At 69.9% G+C, this 12,097-nt stretch carries 10 protein-coding genes and 1 pseudogene; 4 read left to right on the plus strand and 7 right to left on the minus strand.

Translation table 11 applies throughout. From position 1 onward, the window contains the following. Positions 1-74 precede the first annotated feature (74 nt). A complete protein-coding gene (locus ACFC79_RS07190) occupies positions 75-1,781 on the plus strand; it encodes a GAF domain-containing sensor histidine kinase (RefSeq protein ID WP_376236324.1) in 1,707 nt (568 codons plus the stop codon). A gap of 85 nt (positions 1,782-1,866) precedes the next feature. Here ACFC79_RS07190 and ACFC79_RS07195 read toward each other — a convergent pair whose 3' ends face one another. Together ACFC79_RS07195 and ACFC79_RS07200 are read right to left on the minus strand one after the other, a co-directional pair. Further along, on the minus strand, positions 1,867-2,742 hold the full coding sequence (locus ACFC79_RS07195) for an HAD family hydrolase (RefSeq protein WP_376236327.1): 876 nt from the start codon (positions 2,740-2,742) through the stop codon (positions 1,867-1,869). A 327-nt stretch (positions 2,743-3,069) separates the two neighbouring features. After that, entirely contained in the window at positions 3,070-3,969 is a 900-nt protein-coding gene (locus ACFC79_RS07200) for an LLM class flavin-dependent oxidoreductase (RefSeq protein WP_376236329.1), read from the minus strand. 103 nt (positions 3,970-4,072) lie between these two features. Here ACFC79_RS07200 and ACFC79_RS07205 point away from each other — a divergent pair, with 103 nt between their 5' ends. Together ACFC79_RS07205 and ACFC79_RS07210 are read left to right on the plus strand one after the other, a co-directional pair. Further along, positions 4,073-4,384 carry a hypothetical protein gene (locus tag ACFC79_RS07205; protein WP_376236332.1) on the plus strand — a complete coding sequence of 104 codons (312 nt, stop codon included), beginning with the start codon at positions 4,073-4,075 and terminating at the stop codon, positions 4,382-4,384. Positions 4,385-4,436: 52 nt separating this feature from the next. After that, positions 4,437-5,630, plus strand: a complete 1,194-nt coding sequence (locus ACFC79_RS07210; RefSeq protein ID WP_376236334.1) for a hypothetical protein — start codon at positions 4,437-4,439, stop codon at positions 5,628-5,630. 242 nt (positions 5,631-5,872) lie between these two features. On the opposite strand, the pseudogene ACFC79_RS07215 reads toward ACFC79_RS07210, so the two are convergent. The 5 genes and pseudogenes from ACFC79_RS07215 to ACFC79_RS07235 all read right to left on the minus strand — a co-directional run. Further along, positions 5,873-6,127, minus strand: a pseudogene (locus tag ACFC79_RS07215) (LLM class flavin-dependent oxidoreductase); the annotation flags it as partial. A gap of 284 nt (positions 6,128-6,411) precedes the next feature. Further along, positions 6,412-6,954 (minus strand): RNA 2'-phosphotransferase, encoded by a 543-nt coding sequence (locus tag ACFC79_RS07220; RefSeq protein ID WP_376236336.1) that lies wholly within the window; start codon positions 6,952-6,954, stop codon positions 6,412-6,414. Between the two features lie 136 nt (positions 6,955-7,090). Then, the gene (locus tag ACFC79_RS07225; RefSeq protein ID WP_376236689.1) at positions 7,091-8,041 is read right to left on the minus strand and encodes a MerR family transcriptional regulator; all 951 of its coding nucleotides are present in this window, start codon (positions 8,039-8,041) and stop codon (positions 7,091-7,093) included. A 98-nt stretch (positions 8,042-8,139) separates the two neighbouring features. Next, on the minus strand, positions 8,140-9,921 hold the full coding sequence (locus tag ACFC79_RS07230; RefSeq protein ID WP_376236338.1) for an SDR family oxidoreductase: 1,782 nt from the start codon (positions 9,919-9,921) through the stop codon (positions 8,140-8,142). Then, entirely contained in the window at positions 9,918-10,769 is an 852-nt protein-coding gene (locus ACFC79_RS07235; RefSeq protein WP_376236341.1) for a M24 family metallopeptidase, read from the minus strand. The genes ACFC79_RS07230 and ACFC79_RS07235 overlap by 4 nt, the downstream gene beginning before the upstream one ends. Before the next feature lie 223 nt (positions 10,770-10,992). On the opposite strand from ACFC79_RS07235, the gene ACFC79_RS07240 reads away from it, so the two are divergent. Further along, the gene (locus tag ACFC79_RS07240) at positions 10,993-12,093 is read left to right on the plus strand and encodes an ABC transporter ATP-binding protein (protein WP_376236343.1); all 1,101 of its coding nucleotides are present in this window, start codon (positions 10,993-10,995) and stop codon (positions 12,091-12,093) included. Positions 12,094-12,097: the final 4 nt, after the last annotated feature.

The raw sequence follows: 12,097 nt of genomic DNA on the forward strand, positions 1-12,097 counted from the left end.
GGGAGGGCCGAGCGCGGGCCGGGCAGGAGAACAGCCGACTTTCCTCACCTATGGGGACTAACTACTCTCTGGGTATGGCAGAGCAGGACCCGAAGGACCCACTCGAAGCCGCGACGGAGGCGACGCGCAGCCTGCGGGGCCTGTCCACCGAGCTGACCGTTCGCGTGCCGCGGCTGCTGGAGGCCATGCGATCCGTCGGCACGGGCCTGGAACTGCACTCCACGCTCGACCGGATCTGCGAGACGGCCGCCGAACTCGCCCACTCCCGTTACGCGGCCATCGGAGTCGTCGACGAGGAGGGCGAGGGGCTCTCCGACTTCGTCACCCGCGGAGTGCCCGACGAGGTGGCGCAGGCGATCGGACGCCGCCCCGACGGCCACCGGGGCCTGCTCGGCGCGCTGTTGCGGGACCCGGCCCCGGTGCGGCTCGCCGACCTGACGGCCGATCCGAGGTTCGCCGGGTTCCCGCCCGGTCATCCCCCGATGCGTTCCTTCCTCGGTGTCCCGATCCGGGTGCAGGGGGAGATCTTCGGGAATCTCTACCTGGCGGAGAAGGCGGACGGGAGCGAGTTCAACGACTACGAGCTGCACATGGTGCGGGTGCTCGCCACGGAGGCCGGGATCGCCATCGGAAATGCCCGTCTGTACGAGGCGGCCCGCCAGCGGGAGCGGTGGATCGACGGTTCGGTTGCCGTGACCACCGCCCTGCTCTCCGGTGGTGACGCCGATGACGCGCTCGCCGTCGTCGCCGAGCAGGCACGCCATCTCGCGGTGTCCGCGGCCGGGATCGTGATGCTGCCGGCCGCGGAGGGCGGACTGGAGATCGTCGCCGTCTCCGCGGGCGCCCCCTCCGCGCCGCTGGGGGTGATCATCGGGCCGGAGAGCCCGGTGGTGGCGCAACTGCTCGGCGGCGAGGCCGTCTTCGTGGACGACTCGGCCACCGATCCCCGCATGATCACCAAACTGGCCGACCGGTTCGGCCCCAGCATGCTGCTGCCCCTGCAGAGCGGCGGCCGGGTTCTGGGGGCACTCGCCACTCCCCGGGCCCGCGGCGGGAGGCCGTTCACGGAGACCGAGCGGACCCTCGCCACGCAGTTCGCCTCGCAGGCCGCGCTCGCGCTGATGATGGCCGAGGCGCAACGGGACCGGGAACGGCTCGCCGTGTACGAGGACCGCGACCGGATCGCCCGCGATCTCCACGACCTGGTCATCCAGCGGCTGTTCGCCACCGGGATGATGCTGGAGAGTGCCCAACGGCGGTCGGCCGCGCCCGAGGTGCAGACCGGCGTCGGCCGCGCGGTCGACGAACTTGATGTGACCATCCAGGAGATCCGCACCGCGATCTTCGCGCTCCAGCAGGAGCCCGCCGAGGCACCGGCCGGGCTGCGCACCCGTGTCCTACGTGAGATCAACATGGCGGCGGTCCCGCTGGGTTTCAAGCCCTCGCACCGTTTCCTCGGTCCGGTCGACTCGTTGGTCGGCGAACTGACCGGGAAGAACCTGATCGCGGCCTTGCGGGAGGCGTTGTCCAATGCCTTCCGGCACGCCGGGGCGTCGACGATCGACGTGGTGGTCGATGCGACCGCCATGCTGCCCGACGGGCGTGAGGCGGTGCGGCTGTCGGTCGCCGACGACGGTGTGGGCATTTCCGAAGGCGGGCGGCGCAGCGGGTTGCGGAACCTGGCCCGCCGGGCGGAGTCGCTCGGCGGCGCGAGCTGGTTCGGCCCCGGCATCGGGAGGGACGGGGGCGGCACGACGGTGGTGTGGGAGGCACCGATCTGAGTGCGGACCTGTGGTGCTTCGGGGACTCGCGAGGGGCAACGCACGTCCCGCCGCCCCGGCCGGCCGCCCCGTGTGCGTAAAAGGATCAGCGCGTGGCGTCGATGGCGTCGGCCGACGGGTGCTCGGCGAGGATTCTCTCGATGACGAGCGCGACGCCGTCTTCGCTGTTGGAGGCGGTCCGGCCGGTCGTGGCGGCAAGGGCGGCGGGGTGCGCGTTGCCCATCGCGTACGAGGTGCCCGCCCAGCGGAGCATCTCCACATCATTGGGCATGTCGCCGAAGGCGACGACCTCGGCGGGCGAGATGCCGCGCTCGGCACAGCAGAGCGCCAGCGTGCTCGCCTTGGACACTCCCGGCCCGCTGATCTCCAGCAGGGCGGTGGGGCTGGACCGGGTGAAGCAGGCAAGGTCCCCGGCCGCGGTGCGGGCGAGGGCGAGGAAGTCGTCCGGGGCCAGTTCGGCGTGGTGGGCGAGGAGCTTCAGCACGGGGGCACCCGAGCCCGGCGACTCCTCGCGGAGCAGCTTCTCGGCGCCGGCGACGGTGGCGCCCGGATCACGGCGGAGCGGCGGGTAGGCCGGCTCGTAGTGGATGCCGGTGGTCAGCTCGATCGCGAAGGAGGTGCCGGGAGCGGCGGCCCGCACGGTGCGTACGACATCGAGGGCGATGTCGCGGGCCAGCGGACGTACCTTGATCAGCTTGCCGTCCGCGTGCAGGTCGGCGACAGCCGCGCCGTTCGCGCAGATCGCCAGCCCGTGACCATGGACGTGATCGCTGACCACATCCATCCAGCGGGCCGGGCGTCCGGTGACGAAGAAGACCTCGATACCGGCCTCCTCGGCGGCGGCGAGCGCGGCAACGGTGCGCTCCGAGACGGTCTTGTCGTCGCGCAGCAGGGTGCCGTCGAGGTCGGTGGCGATCAGCCGGGGAACGGCAGGCGAAGGCGAGTCGGTAGCTGAGGTCACCCGCCCATTCTCGCGTACCGGACCGCACGACCGTGCGGAGGGGCGCACATATGAGGCTGCGCGCTCCTGACCGGGGGGGCGTGACTCAGGAATATGCCAAGACTGCTGGACTCGGCGCCGGACCCACCTCTGCGGTGGGTGCCACGCCTGCGCGGTCCGCCGCCCGCAGGGGCCGACCGCCACCCGGCCGACGGCGACCCGAACGGGCGGTCGCCACCCGGCCGACGGCTGACCGGACCGTTCGGCGATCGGCCGGGTCGGACATCGGCGGGCGGCAAGTCGACCGGACCGTGGAGGCGGACATCGGCGGGCGGCGGGCGCCGACGGTCAGCGGCTCAGCTCGGTCAGGCCCTCGGTGGCGATGCGTTCGAAGACCTTCTCGTTCGCGGCGAAGTCGGAGTCGGGTACCGGCCAGTGCAGGACGATCTCCGTGAAGCCCAGCGCGAAGTGGGTGCCCGCGAAGTCCACGAAGGCGTCGAAGGAATCCAGCGGGCGGTCCGGCGTGAAACCGGTGAGCAGGACCTTGTCCAGCTCGGCCACGTCCCGGCCGGCCGCCTCGCAGGCCGCTTCCAGTCGTGTCAGCTGTCCGCGGATGGCCTGAACGGACTGTTCCGGGGTGCCCGTTTCGAACAGCTTCGGATCGCCCGTGGTGACCCAGGCCTGTCCGTACCGGGCCGCGAGCCCCATTCCGCGGGGCCCGGTGGCGGCCACCGCGAACGGCAGCCGGGGCCGCTGCACACAGCCGGGGATGTTGCGGGCCTCGTGCGCCGCGTAGAACCGGCCCTCGTGCGTCACCGACGGCTCTCGCAACAGTTGGTCGAGCAGAGGCACGAACTCGTCGAAGTGGTCGGCCCGCTCGCGCGGGGTCCACGGTTCCTCGTCGCTCCGGCGCAGCGTCATGGCGTCGAAGCCGCTGCCGCCCGCGCCGATCCCGAGGGTGACGCGCCCGTCGGAGACGTCGTCCAGCGTGATCAGATCCTTGGCCAGGGTGACTGGGTGCCGGAAGTTGGGGGAGGTGACGAGGGTGCCCAATCGCATACTCTGCGTTGATGTCGCGGCGCTGGTGAGCGTCGGGATCGCGCCGAACCACGGCCCGTCGCGGAAGCTCCGCCAGGAGAGATGGTCGTACGTGTACGCGGCATGGAAGCCGAGGTCCTCGGCCCGCCGCCAGATCTTCTGTCCTTCGGCCCACCGGTGGATGGGGAGGATCACCGTGCTCAGACGCATGATCCCGACGATACGCGGACTTCCTGCCGCCACTGATGCGCCGACCGGCAAAGGAGATTCGGGGCCGCACCGACATCGCAGTGGGGGCCGCTACCGTGGCGTCATGGGCACGCTGGGCAGGGCAGAACGTGAGGCCATGATCGAAGAGGCAACGGTGGACGCCTACGGCGAGGACGAGCAGCGAAACGGCCTGTTCACCATGCTGGAGCAGTACCTCGATCTGCCCTTCACCACCACGGTTCTTGGCGTCGAGGTGACGGTGCGCGGTGTCGGCCTCACGCCCGAGGGCAGGGTCGTCGCCCTGTGCTCTCGTGGTCGCGTTCGGCAGTCGATCGGCATCCTGGACCTGCCGTTGCCCATCCCCGCGCCCGATGGCGCGGAGTGGATCGAGGCGTACCGCCACTGGGCCGGTTGAGGCCGGACACCTCTCATCTCACATGGGACCGGTTGGCATGAAAGGGACGAACGTGGCTGATGTTGTACAGGGCGCGGGGGGACCGTCGCTCGCCGACCTCATTGAACGCAGCGCCGAGCTGAAGGGGGAACTTGTCACTTTTGCTCAGAGCGCCCGCTTCGACAAGTGGTTGACACCCTTGCTGCTGGAGGCTGCGGGGCCTGCGCGGCAACTGGAGGAGGGTGAGGCCGTCCGGATCACCGACCACTTCATCCTGCGGTACCGGCTACCTGACGGTTCATCCGTGCTGGATCAGTTCCTCGCGGGGCGGAAGGACCTGACCACGGCCGACCGGGGGATGCTGCTCGGCTGGCGTGACCCGGTCGAGGGTGTCTTCGAGGTCCAGCGGAAGGACGGGGATGCCGTTGTCCTGCTGAACCTGGTCGACGACCTGGAGTACCGCACGTACTCGAACGTCGGTCGAGCGGCGTTCCGTGGAGTGCTCAAGGGGGGATTCCTCCACACCCACCTGGTGCCTGTCCACTCGGCCGACGAGGCATGGCTGGTGTCCGGGGCGATGTCGTACTACCCCAGGTCCAGTGCCATCGACATTGCGCAGGCGGCGCTCGAACTGGCCACCAGCCGTCCCGAACTGGTCTTCCGCAACCCCGCGAAGATCGAGCAGGGGTGGCAGCGGATGCGAGAGGACCGGGCCGCGTTCGTCGAGTTCTGCGGCAACGACGAGCTGGTCCTTCCGCCTGCCGAAGCCGAGAACCTCCTCAACGCCTACTACCGCCACCGCCAGGACACCGCCGTCCCCGCACAGCCCGGCCGTGCCCGGCGCAGGCGGTCGCCCGGCCCGGACCTGCCGCTGTTCGAGCTGCCGCGAGAGCTCGCGGAGGCGGACACCATCGGTGTCATCTACGACGAGGTAGACGGGCTGAACGTCTACGCCGACTACGGAATGCTGCGGGACCTTTTCGCGGAACCGGCCCTCACGGGCCGCAGGCGGCACCAGGATCTGCTGCGCACGTACCTGCGCGAGGAGTCGATCACGCCACTGCCCGTCCGTCGACTGGCAGCCGCCCACCCGGAGACCGCCAACACGGTGTTCCAGAAGCTGCTGCGTAAACCCGGATTCACCTGGAGCGAGCACGGTGAGACGTTGCTGCGGCGGCGCAAACCCTGGTACTACGCGAGAGAGCCCCGTCCGGGCGTATCCGTCATCGGCGACCGCCTCAGTGAGCTCGTCGGCGGGCACTCGTAGTCATCACGGAGCGCCGACAGGTTAGTTGGACCGTACCGTTCCTGCACGGTCACAAGTACGCCATTGATGTGATGCCCGCCGCCGCGGGCCACACGGAACATGGCGACGTCACCGTCATCACGAGAGCCCCGGACAACCTCCGCCGACTGTGCCGCACTCGCATCTCCGCGCCGACGCCCGATCCTTCTGAGCCTGCACTCTGATTCCGCAGGTCAGGCTGCGATAGGTGAGCAAGGCTTGACCGAGGGGACGAGGGTGCCGAGCCGCAGTCGGTCGGTGGCCGCCGCCGCGGCGGTGAGTGTCGGCAGCGCGCCGAACCACGGGCCGTCGCGGAAGGTCCGCCAGGAGAGGTGGTCGTACGTGTACGCGGTGTGGAAGCCGAGTTCTTCGGCCCGCCGCCAGGTCTTCTGTCCTTCGCCCCATCGGTGGATGGGGAGGATCACCGTGCTCAGACGCGTGATTCCGACGATACGTGGGCTTCCCGCTGCCAGGGACATGCCGACGGGGCAGATTCGGGAAGTCACGCCGAAGCCGCGATGGGGTTGTTGCCGTGGCGCCACGGGCGCGCCGGGCAGTGCCGAATCCGGCCTCGGCTCTCGCGTCGGCGGTGGATCGGCAGAACCACAGGGTTCGGCCGCATGACCGCGGCCGATACGGGTCGGCACGCTCCTCCGTGCACGCCCTGTCTCCCACCGGCCGCTCACGCGCCTTCGCGGAATCGGCGGACGGGTTTGCGCCGATGAGCCTGCGCAGTCGGGCTCGTCTGCCGGCCGCTCCCGGGTCAGCTGCGGAAGCGCAGGAACGGGGGCGGTACGGCGGCGGTGAGCCAGACGCCGTTGGCGCTGACGTAGAAGGTGTGGCCCGCGCGGTGCATCGCGGCGGCGTCCACGGACAGCACGACGGGGCGGCCGCGCCGTGCCCCGACCCTGGTGGCCGTCTCGCGGTCGGCCGAGAGGTGGACGTGCGTGCGGTTCATGGGACGCAGCCCCTCGCCGCGTATTGCGTCCAGCGCACGGCCCACCGTGCCGTGGTAGAGGTACGCGGGCGGCTCGGACGGCGGGAGGTCCAGGTCCACCGGCACGGTGTGGCCCTGGCTCGCACGGATACGGCTGCCCTCGACGGCGAAGCGCTGCTTGTCGTTGGTGGCGACGACGTGGTCGAGCTCGGCCCGGGTGAGGGGGACGTTGTTGCGGGCCGTGGCACGCAGTAGCTCGTCGATGGGCACCCAGCCATGCGCATCGAGCGTGATCCCGAGCCGCTCCGGCTGATGGCGCAGGTGCTTCGATAGGTACTTGGACACCTTGACGGTGCGTTTCGCATCCATGTCTACAGCTTGGCCAGGCGCTTTCCGGAACGCATCCGCATTTCGTCACGAATTCACCAAGGTGAATTTATTTGCTTTGGTAATTTTTTGGCAGCAGGTTTGATCCACAGCCAACTGAGGTTATCCACAGGCTAGTTCATCCTTCTGTGGACAACACAATGTCATTTCGGGTGATTTGGTCAACTCGCCCGGATTCAGCCCGAGGTGAAACGAGAGAGTCCAATAGCCGTGCGCGCACCTCGCGTTCGGCCGCCGTCGCCACGAACGCGGAAACGTTGTCCTCGCCAACGAGACGTCGAACGGCTTCGATTGTCTCGGCCGGCAGGGCCACGTGCTCCCCTTCGACGGGTGGGGTATCCGCCAGGAGCACCGTGTCCTCGCCCAAGTGATGGCGCAGATGGAGCGTGGCGAACGTGCGCATCGCCCGGGCGAGTTCGGCATCCACCGTGAGTTGGGCGAGTGGACGGAGCCTGCGGACCATGGCGGCCGCCTCGGCCGCATCCGTGTCCGTCGGTGGGCGATGGCCCAGGTAGCGGCCAAAGACGTGCTCGGTGGTGAACTCCAGGAAGCGTGAGGCGATCTGCTCCACCTGTCCGCGAAGTTCACGCAGATGACCGGAGATTGCACCGAGCGGCACTCCGGCCGCGTGCAACTCCGCTGCCACGGCAAGCTCCTGCGGGCTGGGCACCAGGAACTCGTCGTCCCGCCCGGGAACACGCTCCAGCACACCGAGGTCCACCGCCTCGGCCACCGCCTCGTCGTCCGGGGTGCCGCCGAACCTGGCGTCCAACTCGGCCCGAGTGATCCGGCCGGTCCGCTCGTCCGTCCACGGGCCGTGCACCTCGGCGACGAGACCGAGCACCCCGCCCAGGCCGCGGCCGGTGTCCCAGGCGTCCAGCAATTCCTTGATGCTGGACAGGGTGTAGCCGCGGTCGAGCAGGTCGGCGATCTGCCGGAGCCGGGACAGATGGGTGTCCCGGTACACATTCGCCCGGCCGCGCCGCTCCGGCGTGGGCAGCAGGCCGCGGTCCTGATAGGCGCGGATCGTACGGACCGTGGCACCGCTGGCGTGGGCCAGATCCTCGATTCGGTACTCGGCGGCGGGCCGCCCGCCCGCCGCCGTCGACGTCTGTCCACCCGCAACCGACGACTGCCTGTCCGCCGCGGCCGATCGTCCGGAGCCGCTCACAGCGGCGGCTTCAGCCGGGCGATGCCACGCAGTGCGCCGGGACTGAACCGGGCCAGGACGCGGGCCCCGCGGGCTTCCGGTGTCACCGGCACGACGGCCTGGTTGCGCACCACCGCCCTGAGGACGGCGTCGGCGACCTTCTCCGGGGGATAGTTGCGGAGTCCGTACAGCCGACTGGTTCGCTTCCGCAACCGGGTCTCCTCCGCCGCGTCCGCCCCTGCGAAGCGCGCCGCGGCGGTGATGCCGGTGTTGACGATTCCGGGGCAGATCGCGCTGACCCCGATCGACCGGTCGGCGAACTCGGCCCGCAGGCACTCGCTGAGCATCAACACGGCTGCCTTGGAGGTGCTGTATGCGGGAAGTGCCCTGGACGGCTGATAGGCGGCGGCGGAAGCGGTGTTGACGATGTGACCGCCCTGACCGCGCTCGGCCATCTGCCTGCCGAAGATCCGGCAGCCGTGGATGACTCCCCACAGATTGACATCGAGGACGTTCTTCCAGTCCTCGCTCGTGGTCTCCAGGAAGGAGCCGGACAGCCCGATACCGGCGTTGTTGACCAGAACGTCGACGATGCCGTACTCGGAGGCGACCTTCTCGGCCAGCTTCTCCATCGCCTGTTCGTCGCTGACGTCGACCGCTTCGCCCCAGGCGGCCGGGGACCCGATCAGCCGGGCCATTTCCGCCGTCCTGGCCGCACCCTCCGCGTCCCGGTCCACGGCCACCACCCGGGCGCCCGCCTCGGCGAACGCGAAGGCGGTCGCCCGGCCGATTCCACCGGCCGCACCCGTCACCAGGACCAACTGCCCGCCGAACCGGTCCGCGTAGGCCCCGGTGGGCGCCGAGTCGTGCACCGGCCGCCCCGCCTCCCGGGCCGCTTCGTTGGCGGTGACGAACTCGCTGATCCAGGAGGCGAGCCGGTCCGGCCTGGTCCGCGGCACCCAGTGTTTGCCCGGCAGCGATCGACGCACCAGCTGTGGTGCCCACAGCTCCAGTTGGTCGTACAGCCGCTCCGAGAGGAAGGCGTCACCGGTCGGAGTGATCAACTGGACCGGTGCGTGGGCGTAGGCGTCGGTGCGGGGCCTGCTCAGCCTGGCCCTGACGTTGTCGCGGTAGAGCCAGGCGCCGTGTGCCGCGTCGTCGGGCAGGGAGGGCGTCGGGTAGTCGCCCGCGGGCACCTTCTCCATCCGCTCCAGGATCTGCGGCCATCGCCTGCCGAGCGGACCGCGCCAGGCGAGCTCGGGCAGGACCGGTGTGTGCAGCATGTAGACGTACCAGGACTTGGCGCCCTGGCCGAGCAGCTGGCCCACCCGACGCGGAGAGGGCCGGGCCATCCGCTGCTTGATCCAGTGACCGAAGTGGTCCAGGGAAGGCCCGGACATCGAGGTGAACGAGGCGATTCGGCCCTCGGTCCGTTTGACCGTGGCGAACTCCCAGGACTGGACCGACCCCCAGTCGTGCCCGACCAGGTGCACCGGTCGGTCCGGGCTGACCGCATCGGCGACGGCCAGGAAGTCGTCGGTCAGCTTCTCCAGGGTGAAGCCCCCGCGCAGCGGCTTCGGCGCCGTGGACCTGCCGTGCCCGCGCACGTCGTACAGCACGACGTGCCACTGGTCGGCCAGCTGCCTCGCCACGTCCGTCCAGACCTCCTTGCTGTCCGGATAGCCGTGGACGAGCACGATCGTCGGTCGCGTCTCGTCGCCCAACTCCGCCACGCACAGCTCGATTCCGCCCGTGCGGACCCGGCGCTCACGCGCATCCTCCAGACCCTGCGGACTCATGCCGCCACCCTCTCCTCGGCCCAGCGCCGCACGTGCGGCAGATCGTCGTCCAGCCAGAAGGCGCTCTGCTCGGGGTCCTTGGAGTCGGTGACGACGAGGATCTCCTCGAACTTGGCGCCCGTACCCCGGAATCCGAGGTGGGGTTCGACCGCCCACAACCCCGGCTGCGGCGGGTGGTCGGAGAAGCGGTACGGACTCCACAGCGGCGACCAGCCGTCCCGGTGCCCGTGCAGCGCATCGCCCAGCAGTCCTTTGAGCGACTGCGTCCCGAACCCGAACACCTGCGGGGACCAGCGACGTTCGGCGACACGATCGATCTTGTGGGCGATGACGCCGAAGGGGTACGCGCGATGCCGGTTCGCATACCCCTGCCTGATCATCAGGCGGTCGACGTCCTCATAGATCTCCCGCAGTGAACGCCGCTCCCGCACCTCGCGCAGGATCAGCTCGCGATGGACCTCCAGATCGGCCATCAGCTTGTCGTGCAGGCGATTCGGTCCGAGGCAGCCGGAGTATCCGATGTCGGCGGTGAATCCCTTGTACACCGGGGCCATGTCGAGGATGAACGGCATCCCGGGCTCCAGCGCGCGGTTGGTCGGAAAGAACTGCAGGGGCACCTTGAAGCCGGTGAAGGCCGTACGGTCGCCGAACCAGGCGAAGGGCAGATGGAACCAGTCCCGGACCCCGCGCTCGCGCAACCAGTCGCGCTGCATTCTGGCCGCCTCCCGCTCGGTCACTCCCGGCGCGAGCCGTCCGGCGACCGCCTCGGCGCAGGCGTACGCGAGCCGTTGCACGTCTCTGAACCCCCGTAGCTCCGGGGATCGTTCGTCCTTCACTGCCGGAGTCATGCCACCGTCCGTTCCCTGCCGTGTGCGGTACGTGTCCGTAACGTGACACTGATGAATGTGACAATGTCCGACGGCTACGTCAAGGGGGTGTGCGGAGACCTGTGGACAACGTGCGCACGCCGGACCCGTGGGAGGCGAGCGAGATCCCCGGGCTCCACCGTGCGGTGGGCCCCCTACGGGCTCGTACGCCTGGAGTCTGACGGCGATCCAGCCGCCAGGGCTGATGTCGGGTGTGGTCCCCGCCACTATCGTCGAACGCGTGACTGTGATCGCGACCGAAAGCCTGAGCAAGCGGTTCCCACGGGTGACCGCGCTTGACCGGCTCTCCCTGGACATCGGACCCGGTGTGACCGGGCTGGTGGGTTCCAACGGAGCCGGCAAGTCCACGTTGATCAAGATCCTGCTGGGTCTGTCCCCCGCCACCGAGGGCCGGGCCGCGGTGCTCGGTCTCGATGTCGCCACCCACGGCGCCGCCATCCGGGAGCGCGTCGGCTACATGCCCGAGCACGACTGCTTGCCGCCGGACGTCTCGGCCACCGAGTTCGTCGTCCACATGGCACGAATGTCCGGCCTGCCGCCGACGGCCGCGCGCGAGCGCACCGCCGACACCCTGCGCCACGTCGGTCTCTACGAGGAGCGCTACCGCCCCATCGGCGGCTACTCGACCGGCATGAAGCAGCGCGTGAAGCTGGCCCAGGCGCTGGTGCACGACCCTCAGCTGGTGCTGCTCGACGAGCCGACCAACGGCCTCGACCCGGTCGGCCGCGACGAGATGCTCGGCCTGATCCGCCGCGTCTACGCGGACTTCGGCATCTCGGTCCTGGTCACCTCGCACCTCCTTGGCGAGCTGGAACGCACCTGCGACCACGTCGTCGTCATCGACGGCGGCGCCCTGCTGCGCTCCAGCTCCACCAGCGACTTCACCCAGACCACCACGACCCTCGCGGTCGAGGTCACCGACAGCGACACCCACCCGGACGGTACGGACGCCCTGCGCAGGGCCCTCGTCCGGGCGGGCGTCGGTCTCGTGGGCCAGGACGGTCTCGACGGGCAGGGGCTGCCCGGCGCGGGCCACATTCTGCTGATCGAGGCGACCGGCGAGGAGACGTACGACATCGTCCGCGACAGCGTCGCCGGGCTCGGGCTCGGTCTCGTGCGGATGGAACAGCGGCGCCACCACATCGCCGAGGTCTTCCACTCCGAGGGGGAGACCCGGACCGAGGCGGCCGCACCGTCCGCGGCCGCGCACGCGCACGCGCACCCGGACACGGCTGCCGGAACCCCGCAGCACAAGGGCCTCGAAGCAGAAGGGGAGCGGTCGTGACGAG

The sequence above is a fragment of the Streptomyces sp. NPDC056061 genome, from assembly GCF_042266885.1.
Lineage (GTDB): Bacteria > Actinomycetota > Actinomycetes > Streptomycetales > Streptomycetaceae > Streptomyces.